The organism is Exiguobacterium sp. s50 (assembly GCF_018618175.1).
GTDB lineage: Bacteria > Bacillota > Bacilli > Exiguobacteriales > Exiguobacteriaceae > Exiguobacterium > Exiguobacterium chiriqhucha.
Genome location: NZ_JACSLP010000004.1, coordinates 269036 through 284117 on the forward strand (window position 1 = coordinate 269036; position 15082 = coordinate 284117).

The window sequence follows — 15082 nt, forward strand, 5'->3', positions numbered from 1 at the left end:
GACTATGCTTATGGATTTGATCGACCCGTTCATCTGGCAACTCGTCATCGTCCCTATCCTCACCATCGGGACCGGTGTCCTTATTGCATTACGATTCGAAAAGTCTTATATCGCCCCGCTCATCACGTTGGTGCTCAATCTCGCAATTGAAATGACGATGGGCCTCGCGTACTACGGGACGCTCACTTCTCCATCGTCTTGGAATTGGCTTTTCCCGATTCCCTCGTTTCTCGTAGCCTATACGTTTCTCAGTAAACGGAAAACTGAGCGCCAGACAGAAAAACATTCCTGAGCCCTAATCATTCTGACAGTTTCAATATTGACATTCTTGCTTCAGCCCGTTAAAGTAACGATAACATTCATACGAACTCGCGATGAGAAAGAAGAGTAGCGTGAAGATTCGTCTCCAGAAAGCCGGTGGTCGATGCGAACCGGTGACGTGTCTCACGTGAATGGGCTTTTGAGCGTTCAGACCGATACGTAGGCTCTGACGGGTCCTCCCGTTACCGAGGATAGCGAATGATTGTTCGCGATGAGTGGGGGGGAACTCCCCCAACGAAGGTGGCACCACGGGTCCCCCGTCCTTCATGTCTTTTTTAGACATGTCGGGCGGGGGACTTTTTTTATTTTTAAGGAGGAGATCACATGAAACAACTCATCATCAACGGCGACGAACTGACACCGGTGGCCATCTTTCATCGATTAGAGGGAGATCGGAAAGTACTGCTCGAGAGCCGCGCCGAAGGCAAGCATGGCCGTTACTCGATTATCGCCTCCAATCCGGTCGAGACGATTCGCGCCAAAGGCAACGAATTGACCGACGCATCCGGCACGATGCACACGGACGACCCGCTCGCCTTGTTATCGGAACTAGTTTCGCGAGACACGCCGGATGCCCCCTATCCGTTCATCGGCGGTGCCGTCGGCTATATCGGCTATGACATGCAACGCGTCTATGAACCGATTCCGAATACACCTAGCGAGACTCGCGGTTTGCCAGATGCCTTGTTCCAACGATATGAGACGGTCGTTCTCTATGATCACGTCGAGGAGCAGGTCATCGTGATCGATACCGGGGATGATGATGCTGAGAAGCGACTCCACCACATCAAACTGGCACTCGAGACGGCGAAGACACACGAGCTCGCCCCTGTCGTCCGCACGAGTGAACGGGTGTTGACCGGGAAAGATGAATTCGTCGAACGCGTCTTGCAGGCGAAAGAAGCCATCCTCGCCGGTGAGGTGTTCCAACTCGTCTTGTCCCAACGCATCGACGCGACGTTCACCGGCGACCCGTTCCACTTCTATCGGACGCTCCGGAAACAGAACCCGAGTCCGTACTTATTCTATATCGACCTAGGCGAGGCGATCGTCCTCGGGGCGTCCCCGGAGAGTCTCGTTCGCGTCGAGGGAAATCGCGTCTCGACAAACCCGATCGCCGGCACGCGCCCCCGTGGCAAAACGGTCGAAGAAGACGTTCGTCACGCTGCTGACCTCGTGAAAGACGAGAAAGAACTCGCCGAGCATCGGATGCTGCTCGACCTCGGTCGCAACGACATCGGCCGGGTCGCAAAAGTCGGCTCGGTCACGATTCCGAAACAGATGGAAGTCGAGCGCTTCAAAAACGTCATGCATCTCGTCTCCGAGGTCGAGGGCGAACTGCGTGACAACTTGAATCCGATTGATGCGTTACGTGCCTGTCTCCCGGCCGGTACCGTCTCCGGCGCCCCGAAGATTCGGGCGATGCAGCTGATTGACGAATTGGAGACGGTGAAACGCGAAGTATATGCCGGGGCCGTCGGGTATCTCGACGTCCGGGGCGGCTATGATTTCGCTCTCGCCATCCGGACGATGGTCGTTCAAGGAGATACGGCCTACGTCCAAGCGGGCGCCGGTATCGTCTACGACTCGGACCCGGTGTCAGAATATGAAGAGACGTTGCATAAAGCCAAATCCCTTTTGGAGGTGTTCGCATGATTCTACTTATCGATAACTACGACTCGTTCACGTACAACGTGTATCAAGATGTCGCCCGGTTCAGCGACGTGACGGTCATCCGTAATGATGAACTGACAATCGACGCGATCCGCGACCTCAATCCGGCTGGCATCATCATCTCTCCGGGTCCAGGTGGCCCACTGGATGCCGGTGTGTCGCTCGACGTCGTCCGCTCTTTGTCTGGCACCATCCCCATCCTCGGCGTCTGTCTCGGTCATCAAGTCATCGCCGAAGCGTTCGGGGGGACGGTCGGACGGGCCGAGCAGGTCATGCATGGGAAGACGTCCGTGATCGAGACAATACCGAGCGTCTTGTTCGATGGGAATCCGAGCGAGGTCATGCGCTATCATTCGCTCGTCGTCCAAGAGACGGACCTCATCGTAACCGCTCGCACGACGGACGGTGTCATCATGGCACTCGAGCATCCCGAACACCCGACGTATGGCGTCCAGTACCATCCCGAGTCGATTGGCACACCGGACGGACGCGACCTGTTCGAGCGCTTCGTTGAGATTTGCCATACAAAAAGACCGAGGAACGTGTCCTCCGTCTGAGTACTAATTCATCGATTCGCCAACACTTTGACGTCATCCCCGTCCGAGACGAGGAATAATTTTCTCGGTTCGACTTCTGCCTTGAAATCGAGGTTAATCGTTCGAGCCGCGGACCGGTCTTTCACCGCCGCATGTTCGCTCGCGATTAGCTGGATTTGATTTCGTTCACGGCTCGCCAAAGCGAAGCGCACTTTGAACTCTTGTTCAAAGCTTTGCAAGCCTTGGTGAAACGATTGTCGTTTCGCTTCAAATTCTTGGCCAATAGCGTTCACTTGTTTTGTCGCTTGTTCAATCGTTTCTTCGGGATCACCTAACATGCGCATCGCATGAATTTCGCCTTGTAGACTAAGAAGGAACATATAGACGAGCTCTTCGTACTCTTGAAACTCACCGATGACATCTTTCATTGCCTTAATTTTAGTCGCTTCTTTGAACACGAGCGCCCGTTTCTTCAGGTCATACAACTTCCCGAGTGGGCCATCGATATGTTTGAGCAACGCATAGACCGTATCGATGTCCGTCTTATAGTTGTTTTCAAGTTGATGGGTGATTTTGCTGTCGACAGTATCTGTTTTCAAGAACACGTACACCCGGTCCAAATAGTTGAACGAACTACGGGCTTGTCCGTGATACTCGTTCAGTTTCATCGTGACCAACTTGCTAACAATCGTCTCAATCTTGTCTAGTGCCTGTTTGATTTCGCGTAAATGTTCCTGGGCGACGACGGTCGTCGCTAAGTCTAAGGCGATTCGCCGCACTTGGAGTGGGTTCACTTGTTTCAAATTCGCTTGCGCTTTAATTGCATTTTTCCCGTCCACCGCGAAGGCTCGCCAATACCCGTCTTCTTTTGATTTCCTTAAGGAATAGACACCTTTTTTCAAAGCGCCCTCCACTTCAGGTGAGAAGACGAGTTCGTACGTAGGTTTTTTACCGAGCGATTGCATCGCAACCGGGACGCCGACGGATTGAACCACCCGTTTCAATAATTGTACCGTGTCTGACCCGACCGTAATCTCTTCTTTATTTGAGACGTCATCCAATACGATTGGCAAAACGGTTGCCGATTGCTCATCTTTGACCAATTCATGCGCTGCGCTAGATGGTTCAATTTGAATAACTTCTGCGTCGAGCGGGACGGGTTCTTCAGTCAATTGCTGACGCTTCTTCCAAACGAGGATAGTGACCGCTACGAATGCAATACCAAGCAATATGTACAAGTATTCCATGTGAGTTCCCCCTTAATCATTGTATCTAGTATAAAGGGAAATGAACGCTTCAGGTACGATAATGCATAGAAAGACCGAGGAACGTGTCCTCGGTCTGAGCGTCAGGCTTTCAAGAAATCTTCAAATTGAAAATCATGCTTGTCGAGCATGATTTGGTCCGACGTGACACCGTTTTGACGCAACGTCGCAATCGTCTCATGCAAGAAATCATCGCTACCGACCACATAAAACAACCCATCTTTGTCTGCGGTGAGCGTTTCGACACGCTGATAATAATCCGGACGACTGTCGACGAACTCGGCCGTGAAGGCGGCTGTTGACGCGAATACATCGCTGAACAGATAATCCTGTGAGGAATCGACGTTCAACGAATGAAGGTGCGGCACGCCTTCCCCATTCGCCAAATACGCGAGCACGAGCGGACGGAACGTCGCAATGCCGACACCCGACGACAACAGATAGACGTTCTTCCCCTCCCGTTTCAACGGAACGTTCGAATGCGTCTTGAAGATGGCGACCTTGTCCCCGATGTTCATGTCACGCAAGATTGATTTAAACGTCGAGCATTCCGGTTTGACCCGGGTCGTGATACCGATTGCGCCTTCATGCGGCAACGTCGAGATCGACATATGGCGAATCAACGTCCGGTTCGGTCGATCTTCCTTGTTAAATCCCTCGAGCGCGAAGTGTGTGTGCGCCCCTTCTTCCCATGTGAAGCCAGCCGGCAGTTCAAGTTTGAACGTGTAGGTGTCTTTTGATTCCTCCACGACTTGTTGAATCGGTGTCCAGTAAATCTGCATCGAATCCCACCCTTTCTTTAATAGACTGCGATTGGCCCATATGGCCCTTGAATAATCTCCAGTTTCGTCTCGAATATGTCAGATAGGATGTCTGCATCCATAATCTCCTCGACCGTACCGAAGGCGGCGATGTTCCCGTCTTTCATCGCACAGATGCGGTCCGAATATTTCGCTGCGAAGTTGATGTCATGGAGCACCGTGACGATTGTCCGTCCGAACTCGTCAGCGACGTGGCGCAAGTACTCCATCATCTGGACCGATCGAGCGATATCGAGGTTATTGAGTGGCTCATCGAGGAGCACGTATTCCGTCTCCTGACAGAGCACCATCGCGACGTACGCCCGTTGGCGCTGTCCACCCGACAATTCATCGAGATAGCGATGCTCGAGCGACGTCAAGTCGAGGAAGTCGATATATTTCGAGATAATCCGTTCATCCTCTTGCGTCAACCGCCCTTTTGAGTACGGGAAGCGTCCGAAGCCCGCGAGCTGACGGACGGTGAGACGCGTCACGAAATGGTTCTCTTGCCGTAAGATCGTGACGATTTTCGCCAAGTCTTTCGATTTCGCGCTCGACACGTCCAGGCCGGCGACATGGATTTGACCTTCATCCAAGTCGAGTAAACGGCCAATCATCATGAGCGTCGTCGATTTCCCAGCCCCGTTCGGTCCAATCAACGACGTGAATCCAGCTTTCGGGATGTCGAGATTGATCGGTCCGATTTGGACGTCATCCGTATATGTTTTTTGTACTTGTTCAAGTTGAATCATAATGACCTCTTCCGTAAAATCACCGCTAAGAAAATCACGCCGCCGAACAGTTCGATGATGACGGACACGACACTCGGTGTATTGAGAATGTGATACATAAAGAAATACGCGCTCGTCAGAACGAAGAAACCAAGCGCGAACGCCAGCGGAAACACGTACTTATGATCGTACGTCGCTGCCACTTGATAGCTGAGCGTCGCCACTAAGAATCCGAAGAACGTCAACGGTCCAATCAGCGCCGTCGATACCGACATGAGGAGCGAGATTAAGACGAGCGTAAAGATGACGCTCCGGCGATGGTTCACCCCGAACGATGTCGCCACGTCTTTCCCGAGTGCGACGACGTTCAAGCGATTGGAGAAGCTATACAATAAGATCCCGACGACAATCACAATCGGGATGACAATCGGGAAGTAGGCGGCATCGGCATGCATCACCGAACCGAACAGACGGGCCTGCAGAACGTCGAACTCGGACGGCGCGAGCATGCGGCGCATGAACGAAGACACCGAGTTCAAGCCGGTCCCGATGATAATGCCGATGAGAAGCATGAGTTGCAGATTGCCATATTTCCCTGACAAGAGCCAGCCATACAAGAGCAGACTCATGAGCACCATGAGGCCCACCTGAGTCAAAAAGGCACCGGTTCCCGAAAAACCGATTAACGCCCCTGCCCCGAAGAAGAAGATCATGCTCGTCTGAATCGTCGAGTAGAGTGCGTCGAACCCGAGTAACGATGGCGTGATAATCCGGTTGTTCGTCACCGAATGAAACGCAACTGTCGCCATGCTTTGACAGAGCGCGGCAATCGCCATCGTGATGACGGCGACAATCCGACGCTCGACGACCGGGACGAACGACGGCGAGTCGAACGGGACCGGATTGTTATAGACGAGTAACCCGAACGCACAGAGTAATCCGCCGATGATGAAGAAGGCAAGGAATAGCCAGTAGCGGCGCTGTTCTCGTTTCGAACGGAACGCCGTCGCACACCGTTCTTCTGTATGCACGGATCGACCATCGACATCATACGCTACCCGTGGCTTCGTCTTATTTTCAATAAGTGTGCTCATCGTACCTCTCCCGTCTTCCGTTGTCTCATGAGAATCGCGATGAACACGATTGATCCGACCGTCCCGAGAATGAGTGATACCGGCAATTCGAACGGCATGATGATCGTCCGCGAAACCAAGTCGCTGACGAGGACCGTTCCCATCCCGATGACGCATACCCATGGCAAGTTGCTGCGCAGGTCATCCCCGCGAAACATCGAAACGATGTTCGGAACGATTAGCCCGAGAAACGGCAGATTGCCGATGACCGTCGCCACGACCCCGACCGCGAGTGCAATCAGTCCCGTCGCAATCAAGATGAGGCGGTTGTAGTTGACGCCGAGGCTCGTCGCGATGTCTTCTCCGAGTCCAGCGAGCGTCAAGCGATTCGCAAGGATGAAAATGAAGAACGTGACGAGGATGATGAGCCACAAGTATTCATAACGTCCGACCTGCACCGATGCGAACGACCCGACGAACCAACCTTCGATCGTCTGGCTTGCTTGAAAGAATAGACCGAGAAACGTTGACACGGCCGAGACGACCGCCCCGAGCATGAGTCCAATAATCGGGACAATCAACGACGAGCGAAGTTTGACCGAGCGCAGAAACCAGAAGAAGACCATCGTTCCGATGAATGAAAAGACGATCGCCCCCGTCATCCGCATCATGAGCGTCGGAGCCGGGACGAGCAGATACACAGCGAGCAGGCCGAGCCCCGCCCATTCGAGTGTACCGGTCGTCGTCGGTTCGACGAGACGGTTTTGCGTGATCAGTTGCATGACCAGTCCCGACATCGCCATGGCGGCACCGGTCAACATGATTGCAATCGTACGCGGGACGCGAGTGATCCAAAACATGTCCGACCCACCTTCTTGACGAATGTCATAGACGCCGGTCACGAGCGAAAGGCCCGCCAATATGAACACCACAAGCATTGCTACGATAAAGGACTTCGTCCATATGTTAGAAAAGGAGGGCTGAGACAATGTCTCAACCCTTGCTGTCATTGGTTTTTGCACAACGTGACTCCCTTATTTCGAAAGCGCGGCTGCGATGTCGTTGAATAGTTCAGAATAAGTTTGAATCGACTCGTTGATGTACGTATCGTTCGGCGCATACACGATTTTTTCGTCTGTCACGGCTTTCGTTTTTTGGAGTGCCGGTGCGTTATCGATCACGTCTGCTGCAGGTACAGCGTCTTCCATGCTTGAAATGGCCGCATCACGGTCGAGGACGAGCAACCAGTCCGGGTCACTCTCAGCAATCGCTTCAACCGATACCTCATCCCCTTGGTGGTCACCTGTCGTTTTCGCTACTTCGAGGGCAGGTGTCCAGTCAAAGATGTCATACATCGGTCCGAAGACACGCCCCGTATTTGGTGCCGAGAAGCCGATATCGCCGCCTGAGACGATGACTGACATCACCTTGTCTTCACTATCGTATGCATCTTTCACACTGTCGATCGATGCTTCAAAGCTCGCGATGAGCTCATCTGCTTCCGTTTCTTTTTCAAAGATTTGGCCGAGTGAACGTGTCGTCGTCTCAAAGCCTTCGACCAAGATTTCTCCTGGCGTGCCCGCATCTTCGGGAAGTTCGATGTCCAAGTTGATGACGGCCGCTTCTGGGACTAATTTTTTAATGTCTTCGTAGTAGTCGGCGAATCGTTGTCCGACGATGACGACATCCGGATCCACGCCGGCGATCGCTTCTAAGTTCGGCTCATTGTGCATCCCGACGTCTACGATGTCTTTATCGTTTTTATAAGGCAAGTCCGCTGGAATCAATCCAATTGGCGCCGCGACTAAGTCGATCCCCCAATCCGAGAGCGTCTCGAACGTTCGGTTGTCGAGCGCGACGACCTTCTCCGGATTGACCGGTACGTCGATTGTTCCATGTGCGTCTGTGATTTCAACTGTCTTCGGTGCCGTCTCGGCTTCCGCACTTCCTTCGTCTTTCGTTTCGTCCGTGCTACCGCATGCGGCTAGCGTGAAGACGAGTGATGTGAGCATGACTGCTGCTTTCCATTTCCCCATTCTTTCCATCTCCCTATGTATCTGTTTTTGAATGACGACCTTCTCAGTGAGTCCGCGACTAGTCCACGTTTCTGCTCTATGTAAGGAATACTGATGCTTTCTCACTGATAATGATTATCATTGTCGTTTTCATTGAGAAGCATAACAAACAAAAATAGGTTGCGCAATGCCAAATTTTCAAATTGGAAATGGAAATATTATTCTTTCTATTTAATGCCGATAAAAAAAGAAAGCGGAACGCCTGTCCACTTTCTAAGCAAATAGAGTTCATTCGGTCACTCTCATTTGTCCGATTACGCTTCCGAAATCCCGTTAGCGAGCACCAACAAAAAAATCCAAATCGATAGCGGCACAATCAATCCAAGATTCCCGACGAGACTGAACACACGCACCGTCTTGTCTTTTGAGAACAGGCCCCAAATCAATGTGGCAATCAGGGCGACATCTAGAACAATGTAGACCCATATGGCCGTAATCAAGTTCAAATCCGGGAAAAAGCGGCCGTTCACAGTGAACAGCGCCACGATTGTCAAAATAGAAAGTCCAAACGTTACGTAAAGCGGTGCATAACGTCGTTGAATCATATAATCACCCCACTCTTCTGTTGGACCATCTGTCGACATCGAAGGATGCACGTCTCGACGTAGCCATCGAACTGAAGTGGCAAAAACATCGTATACGTCCCTTCCTCTTTCGCCTTCGCATCTTGCTTGATTTTGAGGATGAGTGCCAGCAGCTCGCCTTGTGCGGCATTGGTTAACACGTCGAAATCGAAGGCGTCCAATCGCTGCACTAAACGAGCGTTATATGAATCAAAATCGGTATAATACATCGCCTGCTTTTCTGGGTCTTTCGTGATGACTTGCTTGAGCCAGGCTTTATAAAAACCCTGCAACCAAATCTCGTCCGCGACGAGATGGCAATAATAGCCGAGGCGAAACGATTGATTCTCGTCCACACTGTCCACCCAATATTGATCAAGGTCGAGCCGTCTTGTCATATCCTCATGCCGTCCCGCGTAATAGTGGGTGTTTTGTTTAGACGTCGTCGCATCGGGCGCAAGATTTCCCAACAAAAAAGTCGTGCGATCGACATCTGTCAAATGCGCCAACACCTCATTCCCGATGACGAGATGCATCAAATGTGAACCCATCATCTCTCCCCCCTTTTCCTAATTATCCCATTCATGTATTCATCTCGACAACCCAACTCTAGTCTGATACGCTCACTATACTGACCGTTCAGTATAGTGAGGAGGACACACATGAGTAAAAAACAATTGTTACTGCGGACCGCCGCACAAATCATTCAAACCGAGGGCATTCAACAACTGTCGATGGACCACTTAGCCAAACGCGCCGGTATCACGAAAGGGGGCGTCTTATACCACTTTGAAAGCAAGGCCAACCTGTTGCAGCAGATGAATAGAATGGCGCTCGATGAATTTGAAAATCGGATCGTCCATCATCAAACCGGGTTAGATGGTCCTTATCCGTTCACATGCGCCTACGCCCTCGCGACGCTCGATTATAGCGATGGTGATGCCGACTTGATTGCCGTCTTCATCTCATCACAAGAAGATGCGAGCGGAAAGCTTTGGAACGACGCCGCCAAACGTTGGGATAAACAGTTCGCCGCGGATGGTCCTGACGCTGATCGCGTGCTCGAGCTTCGACTGCTCTGTGACGGGTTTTGGTTCGCGTTGACATATGGCTATAGCGCTGCGTTCAAAGATCGGGCTGCCCGCATCATCCGACAAAAGTGCGACGCGCTGTCAAAAGGAGAATCGTAACATGGGCTTCGTCTATCTCGTTGGTGCCATCGTCTCTGAACTGTTCGGTTCGAGCATGTTGAAGCTGAACGCGACGACAACGAGCCGCCTGCCCATCATTGGTGTCGCCTTCGGTTACGTGACGGCATTTTACTTGTTGTCGCTCGCCCTTCTTTCCATCCCACTCAGTTTCGCCTATGCGTTTTGGAGCGGGGTCGGCACGGCAGCGACGGCGCTGATCGGCTTCCTCGTCTTCAAGGAACAAGTCCGGATTCAGACCGTCATGGGCATCGGGCTTGTCATCATCGGGCTCGTCTTGATGAAATTATGAGGAGGGAAATCATGAAATCCTATGGAATCTTACTCGTATCGATTGCATTCGAAGTGCTCGGGACGTCGATGTTGAAGCTGTCGGACGGATTTACCAATCTGTTCCCGAGTCTTGTTCTCTTAATCAGCTTCACCATCTCGTTCACGTTGATGGGCATCGTCTTGAAGACCATCCCGCTCAGCATTGCCTACAGCGTCTGGGCCGGGCTCGGCACGGTCGCGACCGGGCTGATCGGGGTGTTCGTGTACGGGGAAGTGCTGTCGAGCTTGAACAGCATCGGCCTGATCGTCATCGTGCTCGGCGTCATCGTCATGAATCTTGGAAAACAGGAGGAGCAACCACATGCTGGCTGACTTAATCGAACGACAGGAACGGGCATTATTGACGACCGACGTGCGCACATCGCCTGAGCATTTGCGCCGTCTACTCACGGATGATTTTTTTGAAATCGGCAGTTCCGGACGCATGTTATATCGGACGGCATCTGCCGCCACGATGGACCTCGGCGAGATTCACATCACCTTATCCGACTTCTCACTGGAGACCGTTCAAGACGACGTCGTCCTGGCCACGTATCGGACCGAAGACCACTCCACCGGACGCATCGCCTTGCGCAGCTCGATTTGGGTGAACGTTGATGGCCAATGGAAGATGCGTTTCCATCAAGGGACAATCGTTCCGCCTTCTTGACACTAAATCGTCACCTAAAAAGGGAGTGTCCCAATCGACACTCCCTTTCGTCGTACCTGATTCATTTTTGTACACACCCATCATGTTCATTTTGCTTATAATCAACCCATCCGATGAGATGAAAGGAAGATGAACATGGATCAACAAACAAAAAAGCAATGGCTTCAATCCGTACGTCCGAGGCGTTCCGTAGACGAACAGCTGGCCATCAAGGCATCCCTGGAAGCGAAATTGACGTTCGAGCCGACCATCCCGCTCGATGCCATCCGTAAAAAACGACCAACCATCACCGTCACGTTCACGGTCGGCGGCTTCGGCGTCCATAACGAGTCCACCTTCACATTTTTTGAAGATGGCGCGGTCAAGCGAGAAATCATCTGGCGTGAAGAGTTCGACTTGACCACAGCGATTCCGAGGTCCGGTTGGTATGACAAAACCGATGCCTTCCGCGTCCATGAACGATTCGTGTCGCTCGTCTCACATCGCTGGCCTGAAGTATTCGAGGAAAAAGGGTACTTCACGATGGACGGGACACAATGGAACTTCACTGTGAACCGTCACGGCAAACTGTTGCATCAGCATGGGGGTAGCAACGCCTATCCTTCCAATTGGAAAGCTGTCATCGAACTGTTCGGGATCTCTTGAACGAAAAAAAGAGCACCCACAGCGGGCACTCTCCATTCAGAGGGCTTGAATCATCTCGACTCGATTGCCGAACGGGTCGCGGAACTCGAACCGGTCGAATCCAGGAATCGGGATACCCGTGAGCCGCTCAATCCCTTCCACCTCGAGCTTCTGTCCCCATTCCGCCAAATCGGTCACGGCGTAGGCGACGTGTCCTTTCGTCGACAGCCGGTCAACCCCGTCCTCGGTCCCGACGTGGACGCTACGGTCGCCGACCTCGAGCCAAAACCCGCCCCGTCCTTGAAGTGACACCGGCTTCTCGATTTCTGGAAGACCGAGCACGCCGCAATAAAACGCACGGGCACGGGCTTCCTCCCCTTTCGGGATCGTGATTTGCACGTGATGGATGCCTTGAATCATGTCGTTTTCCCCTTTCGATACGTCAACCCGACGAACTGAAGTTTTTGGTTGAACAGGCGCGGATACGCGAGATAGCCGACCATGACCGCCGAGATGGATGCGGTCGTCAAGATGAGGAACAAGATGAGCAATTGATAGAGCACGGCCTCCATCGGGTCGGCCCCGCCGATGATGAGTCCGCTCATCATACCCGGGAGTTGGACGAGTCCCATCGTCTTTTGCGCCTCGACGGTCGGGATCATGCTTGTGCGGATGGCGCTCTTCAAACTGCGCTCGATCGCTGCTTTCGGTGTGCCGCCGAACGACAAGATGAGCTCAATCACTTCATCGCTCCGCTCGACCTCGTCTTTGAACTTGTTCAAAAACAGGAGCGACAACACCATACAGTTCCCGATGACCATGCCGCTGATCGGGATGACTTTCTCCGGCTCGAACGAGATGATGCCGAGTCCGAGCATAAGGCCCATCGTCAACGTCTCGACCGTGACGAGCGTGAGCAGAATCATCCATGTGATGCCGGGGATGCCGTCCCCCTTCTTGATAATGTTCTGCGTCGCCGCCCCAATCATCAACAGAATCATGAGCAACATGAACACCGGACTGTCGCTCTCGAAGACGAACGTCAAAATGTAGCCGATGATGAGCAACTGAACAATCGACCGCACCGTCGCAATCAAGATGTCGCGTTCGAGCCCGAGTTTCAAGAACAACGCCAAACCGAGCGGGATGGCGACAAAAATCAATGAAGTCATCAGTTCGATGAACGTCATAGCTCTTCCCCCCTCACGAAACGACCGATCATCGGGTTATCGGACTCATCGATGAACGTCGCGTCGCCGAATTCAATCAATTCCCCGTTTCGCAAAAACCACATGTCATCACTGACACGTCGGGCTTGATCCAAGTCGTGCGTGATCCAGACGACGGTGACCCCGAAGTCTTTTTGCAGTCTCACAATCAACCGCTCAATCTCTTTCACGGTCCGATAGTCGAGGCTCGCCGTAATCTCGTCCAATAACAGCACGTCCGGCTTGTTGACGAGCGTCCGGGCAATGGCGACACGACTCCGTTCCCCGCCCGACAACGTCTTGATCGGTTGGTCGAGCGAGATCCCGCCCAAGTCGACTTTCTGCAACAGGTCCGCCGCCCGTTCCCGTTCGAGCGTCTCGCCGAAGATGGCTTTGGGCAGGTTCATGTTGTCGTACACCGTCCCGTCAATCATCGGCGCGCTTTGGAACGCCATGCCGATTCGTTGGCGCAGTTCGATGACGTCGATCGAATCGATATTCTCCCCTTTGAAATAAATCGCACCGGCGTCCGGTGATAACAGGCCGTTGATGTGCTTCAGGCACGTCGTCTTGCCGGCACCGCTCGGACCGACGAACGTCGTGATGCGTCCTTGCCGGAAATATCCCGTCACATTATGTAAAATGTCTCCATGACTCACGTTTTTGAATTCGATAATCTGCATCGGTGTCGTCCTCCATCATGTCATGCTGTCTGTCTCAAGCAATGAATACATATATAAATCGTCGTACTTACCACGTGTGAACTCATACCCTCGCATCAACCCTTCTCGCGTAAATCCGACCCGCTCGAGGAGCTGTTGTGACGCGGTATTCGCCGGCTCGACGAGCGCCTCGATGCGATGGAACCCGAGTTGTGTGAACCCATGACGAACGACCGCACGGAGCGCCTCACCGGCAATGCCTCTTCCCCAATAATCCGAGCTGAGCTCAAACCCAATTTCGGCTCGCTGGTGCTTCGCTGACACGTTCAAAAATCCGCAACTGCCGATGACCTCGTCTTGCCCGGTCAACGTGATTCCCCAGCGGACACCTGTCCCTTCCTCGAGAATCGAATCGTACCAGGCAATCTCTTCTAACGAATCCTCTAACGACGTGAACGGGTCGAGTCCCATATGGCGGACGACCTCAGGTTTCGATAAATATGCCAACAGGTGTGGCGCATTGTCCGCTGTAACCCGTCGTAACGTCAGCCGATTGGTGCTGAGTGACATCACGATCGGTACCCTTCCTCGATCACAACCTCACCATTCGCATCGAGTAGCGGAGTGATGCCGCCACCTGTCCCGACCCACGTCTGGATATAGTTCACGCCAGTGGCCGTATCGACGAGAATGGTGATTTGACCGAGTTCCGGCAGTTGTTCCGTCAACTTGACGTGAAACCGTTTCGATCCTGCCGCTGCTTCTGCTATTTTCTTTTTGAATAACATCCTACCCCCACCTTTCTACTTCTAACTGTACGCAATAGATCTTCTCGTTTCAATGAATGAGACGCATCCATAACTGCCGGATGTGAAACCCCTTTAATTCATACAAAAAAACACGCCCGATTGTGGCGTGTTCATGAATAGCTCCGCTCGATGACGAAGCTCGTCTTATCCCCTCTAAAGTAGGACCGTGAATATTCAATCGTACGTCCAGAGGCGTCCTCGGTCACCGTCTCGATATAGAAACACGGCGTATACGATTATATCTGTCGGTTTTCCCCTAAATATCAAACGCGCCAAGTTCTCACTGAGGGATGAGTACCCTTCGCCGTCATCTGATTGAGTGCACTTGTTAAGCCGTCCGACTGACACCAAATTACTCTCACAACTCATACTCTTAGAAATTTTCTCGTCTCTGCATAATATTTGCTACTGATTCTAGACAATACTTTTTTTGGAATTACTATCTAAAATTCTCTCTTGCGACATCCTGCCGTAGATTTATGGAATCCTTCTTCCTTTATTCTGACACTCTAACCACTAGGTGGTAAGGGTCTAAAGTACAATGGCTTCCA

At 52.3% G+C, this 15082-nt stretch carries 21 protein-coding genes, 1 pseudogene and 1 other annotated feature; of the genes and pseudogenes, 8 read left to right on the forward strand and 14 right to left on the reverse strand.

Annotated features, from left to right (window positions below):
• Window positions 1–10: 10 nt before the first annotated feature.
• The 3 genes from KNP68_RS07880 (at window position 11) to KNP68_RS07890 (ending at window position 2552) form a co-directional block, all read left to right on the forward strand.
• Window positions 11–292, forward strand: coding sequence for a hypothetical protein (locus KNP68_RS07880; protein WP_051627691.1), 282 nt, complete (start codon window positions 11–13; stop codon window positions 290–292).
• Between the two features lie 73 nt (window positions 293–365).
• Window positions 366–589: a binding site (T-box leader), on the forward strand.
• A 56-nt stretch (window positions 590–645) separates the two neighbouring features.
• Window positions 646–1977 (forward strand): anthranilate synthase component I, encoded by a 1332-nt coding sequence (gene trpE, locus KNP68_RS07885; RefSeq protein WP_029594899.1) that lies wholly within the window; start codon window positions 646–648, stop codon window positions 1975–1977.
• Entirely contained in the window at window positions 1974–2552 is a 579-nt protein-coding gene (locus KNP68_RS07890; RefSeq protein ID WP_029594898.1) for an anthranilate synthase component II, read from the forward strand. The genes trpE and KNP68_RS07890 overlap by 4 nt, the downstream gene beginning before the upstream one ends.
• 8 nt (window positions 2553–2560) lie before the next feature.
• On the opposite strand, the gene KNP68_RS07895 is transcribed toward KNP68_RS07890, so the two are convergent.
• The 8 genes from KNP68_RS07895 to KNP68_RS07930 all read right to left on the reverse strand — a co-directional run bounded on the left by KNP68_RS07895 (window position 2561) and on the right by KNP68_RS07930 (window position 9589).
• Entirely contained in the window at window positions 2561–3778 is a 1218-nt protein-coding gene (locus tag KNP68_RS07895; RefSeq protein ID WP_214714160.1) for a hypothetical protein, read from the reverse strand.
• Between the two features lie 101 nt (window positions 3779–3879).
• Window positions 3880–4578, reverse strand: a complete 699-nt coding sequence (locus tag KNP68_RS07900) for a ferredoxin--NADP reductase (protein WP_214714162.1) — start codon at window positions 4576–4578, stop codon at window positions 3880–3882.
• 17 nt (window positions 4579–4595) lie between these two features.
• Window positions 4596–5348 carry an iron ABC transporter ATP-binding protein gene (locus KNP68_RS07905; protein WP_021066414.1) on the reverse strand — a complete coding sequence of 251 codons (753 nt, stop codon included), beginning with the start codon at window positions 5346–5348 and terminating at the stop codon, window positions 4596–4598.
• A complete protein-coding gene (locus tag KNP68_RS07910; RefSeq protein WP_214714164.1) occupies window positions 5345–6421 on the reverse strand; it encodes an iron chelate uptake ABC transporter family permease subunit in 1077 nt (358 codons plus the stop codon). The genes KNP68_RS07905 and KNP68_RS07910 overlap by 4 nt, the downstream gene beginning before the upstream one ends.
• A complete protein-coding gene (locus KNP68_RS07915; RefSeq protein WP_251130824.1) occupies window positions 6418–7410 on the reverse strand; it encodes an ABC transporter permease in 993 nt (330 codons plus the stop codon). The genes KNP68_RS07910 and KNP68_RS07915 overlap by 4 nt, the downstream gene beginning before the upstream one ends.
• A 24-nt stretch (window positions 7411–7434) precedes the next feature.
• Window positions 7435–8436 (reverse strand): siderophore ABC transporter substrate-binding protein, encoded by a 1002-nt coding sequence (locus KNP68_RS07920; RefSeq protein WP_207391693.1) that lies wholly within the window; start codon window positions 8434–8436, stop codon window positions 7435–7437.
• A 293-nt stretch (window positions 8437–8729) separates the two neighbouring features.
• Window positions 8730–9020, reverse strand: coding sequence for a hypothetical protein (locus tag KNP68_RS07925; RefSeq protein WP_029594892.1), 291 nt, complete (start codon window positions 9018–9020; stop codon window positions 8730–8732).
• Window positions 9017–9589 (reverse strand): zinc dependent phospholipase C family protein, encoded by a 573-nt coding sequence (locus KNP68_RS07930; protein WP_165569433.1) that lies wholly within the window; start codon window positions 9587–9589, stop codon window positions 9017–9019. The genes KNP68_RS07925 and KNP68_RS07930 overlap by 4 nt, the downstream gene beginning before the upstream one ends.
• A 111-nt stretch (window positions 9590–9700) precedes the next feature.
• Here KNP68_RS07930 and KNP68_RS07935 point away from each other — a divergent pair, with 111 nt between their 5' ends.
• The 5 genes from KNP68_RS07935 to KNP68_RS07955 all read left to right on the forward strand — a co-directional run bounded on the left by KNP68_RS07935 (window position 9701) and on the right by KNP68_RS07955 (window position 11873).
• The gene (locus KNP68_RS07935) at window positions 9701–10228 is read left to right on the forward strand and encodes a TetR/AcrR family transcriptional regulator (protein WP_131471800.1); all 528 of its coding nucleotides are present in this window, start codon (window positions 9701–9703) and stop codon (window positions 10226–10228) included.
• A gap of 1 nt (window position 10229) precedes the next feature.
• Window positions 10230–10538, forward strand: coding sequence for a DMT family transporter (locus KNP68_RS07940; protein WP_131471798.1), 309 nt, complete (start codon window positions 10230–10232; stop codon window positions 10536–10538).
• A gap of 11 nt (window positions 10539–10549) precedes the next feature.
• Complete coding sequence (locus KNP68_RS07945) at window positions 10550–10891, forward strand: DMT family transporter (protein WP_131471796.1); 342 nt, start codon at window positions 10550–10552, stop codon at window positions 10889–10891.
• Window positions 10881–11228: a nuclear transport factor 2 family protein gene (locus KNP68_RS07950; protein ID WP_131471793.1), complete on the forward strand. Its 348-nt coding sequence runs from the start codon at window positions 10881–10883 to the stop codon at window positions 11226–11228. Before KNP68_RS07945 ends, KNP68_RS07950 begins: the two co-directional genes overlap by 11 nt.
• 135 nt (window positions 11229–11363) lie before the next feature.
• Window positions 11364–11873 carry a hypothetical protein gene (locus tag KNP68_RS07955; RefSeq protein ID WP_214799284.1) on the forward strand — a complete coding sequence of 170 codons (510 nt, stop codon included), beginning with the start codon at window positions 11364–11366 and terminating at the stop codon, window positions 11871–11873.
• Between the two features lie 36 nt (window positions 11874–11909).
• Here the strand turns inward: KNP68_RS07955 and KNP68_RS07960 are convergent, their stop codons facing one another.
• The 6 genes and pseudogenes from KNP68_RS07960 to KNP68_RS07985 all read right to left on the reverse strand — a co-directional run.
• Window positions 11910–12272, reverse strand: coding sequence for a VOC family protein (locus KNP68_RS07960; RefSeq protein WP_214799286.1), 363 nt, complete (start codon window positions 12270–12272; stop codon window positions 11910–11912).
• Window positions 12269–13042, reverse strand: coding sequence for an ABC transporter permease (locus KNP68_RS07965; protein WP_214799288.1), 774 nt, complete (start codon window positions 13040–13042; stop codon window positions 12269–12271). The genes KNP68_RS07960 and KNP68_RS07965 overlap by 4 nt, the downstream gene beginning before the upstream one ends.
• The gene (locus KNP68_RS07970; protein WP_214714166.1) at window positions 13039–13743 is read right to left on the reverse strand and encodes an ABC transporter ATP-binding protein; all 705 of its coding nucleotides are present in this window, start codon (window positions 13741–13743) and stop codon (window positions 13039–13041) included. Before KNP68_RS07970 ends, KNP68_RS07965 begins: the two co-directional genes overlap by 4 nt.
• A 15-nt stretch (window positions 13744–13758) precedes the next feature.
• Complete coding sequence (locus KNP68_RS07975) at window positions 13759–14292, reverse strand: GNAT family N-acetyltransferase (RefSeq protein WP_214799346.1); 534 nt, start codon at window positions 14290–14292, stop codon at window positions 13759–13761.
• The gene (locus KNP68_RS07980) at window positions 14292–14510 is read right to left on the reverse strand and encodes a DUF6440 family protein (protein WP_214799290.1); all 219 of its coding nucleotides are present in this window, start codon (window positions 14508–14510) and stop codon (window positions 14292–14294) included. The genes KNP68_RS07975 and KNP68_RS07980 overlap by 1 nt, the downstream gene beginning before the upstream one ends.
• Window positions 14511–14641: 131 nt before the next feature.
• A pseudogene (locus KNP68_RS07985) lies at window positions 14642–14758 on the reverse strand (UTRA domain-containing protein); the annotation flags it as partial.
• Between the last annotated feature and the right edge of the window lie 324 nt (window positions 14759–15082).

Bases quoted from the DNA above. Each gene is read 5' to 3' on its own strand.
- KNP68_RS07880 (WP_051627691.1), top strand. From the start codon at position 11: ATGGATTTGATCGACCCGTTCATCTGGCAACTCGTCATCGTCCCTATC.
- trpE (WP_029594899.1), top strand. From the start codon at position 646: ATGAAACAACTCATCATCAACGGCGACGAACTGACACCGGTGGCCATC.
- KNP68_RS07890 (WP_029594898.1), top strand. From the start codon at position 1,974: ATGATTCTACTTATCGATAACTACGACTCGTTCACGTACAACGTGTAT.
- KNP68_RS07895 (WP_214714160.1), bottom strand. From the start codon at position 3,778: ATGGAATACTTGTACATATTGCTTGGTATTGCATTCGTAGCGGTCACT.
- KNP68_RS07900 (WP_214714162.1), bottom strand. From the start codon at position 4,578: ATGCAGATTTACTGGACACCGATTCAACAAGTCGTGGAGGAATCAAAA.
- KNP68_RS07905 (WP_021066414.1), bottom strand. From the start codon at position 5,348: ATGATTCAACTTGAACAAGTACAAAAAACATATACGGATGACGTCCAA.
- KNP68_RS07910 (WP_214714164.1), bottom strand. From the start codon at position 6,421: ATGAGCACACTTATTGAAAATAAGACGAAGCCACGGGTAGCGTATGAT.
- KNP68_RS07915 (WP_251130824.1), bottom strand. From the start codon at position 7,410: ATGACAGCAAGGGTTGAGACATTGTCTCAGCCCTCCTTTTCTAACATA.
- KNP68_RS07920 (WP_207391693.1), bottom strand. From the start codon at position 8,436: ATGGGGAAATGGAAAGCAGCAGTCATGCTCACATCACTCGTCTTCACG.
- KNP68_RS07925 (WP_029594892.1), bottom strand. From the start codon at position 9,020: ATGATTCAACGACGTTATGCACCGCTTTACGTAACGTTTGGACTTTCT.
- KNP68_RS07930 (WP_165569433.1), bottom strand. From the start codon at position 9,589: ATGGGTTCACATTTGATGCATCTCGTCATCGGGAATGAGGTGTTGGCG.
- KNP68_RS07935 (WP_131471800.1), top strand. From the start codon at position 9,701: ATGAGTAAAAAACAATTGTTACTGCGGACCGCCGCACAAATCATTCAA.
- KNP68_RS07940 (WP_131471798.1), top strand. From the start codon at position 10,230: ATGGGCTTCGTCTATCTCGTTGGTGCCATCGTCTCTGAACTGTTCGGT.
- KNP68_RS07945 (WP_131471796.1), top strand. From the start codon at position 10,550: ATGAAATCCTATGGAATCTTACTCGTATCGATTGCATTCGAAGTGCTC.
- KNP68_RS07950 (WP_131471793.1), top strand. From the start codon at position 10,881: ATGCTGGCTGACTTAATCGAACGACAGGAACGGGCATTATTGACGACC.
- KNP68_RS07955 (WP_214799284.1), top strand. From the start codon at position 11,364: ATGGATCAACAAACAAAAAAGCAATGGCTTCAATCCGTACGTCCGAGG.
- KNP68_RS07960 (WP_214799286.1), bottom strand. From the start codon at position 12,272: ATGATTCAAGGCATCCATCACGTGCAAATCACGATCCCGAAAGGGGAG.
- KNP68_RS07965 (WP_214799288.1), bottom strand. From the start codon at position 13,042: ATGACGTTCATCGAACTGATGACTTCATTGATTTTTGTCGCCATCCCG.
- KNP68_RS07970 (WP_214714166.1), bottom strand. From the start codon at position 13,743: ATGCAGATTATCGAATTCAAAAACGTGAGTCATGGAGACATTTTACAT.
- KNP68_RS07975 (WP_214799346.1), bottom strand. From the start codon at position 14,292: ATGTCACTCAGCACCAATCGGCTGACGTTACGACGGGTTACAGCGGAC.
- KNP68_RS07980 (WP_214799290.1), bottom strand. From the start codon at position 14,510: ATGTTATTCAAAAAGAAAATAGCAGAAGCAGCGGCAGGATCGAAACGG.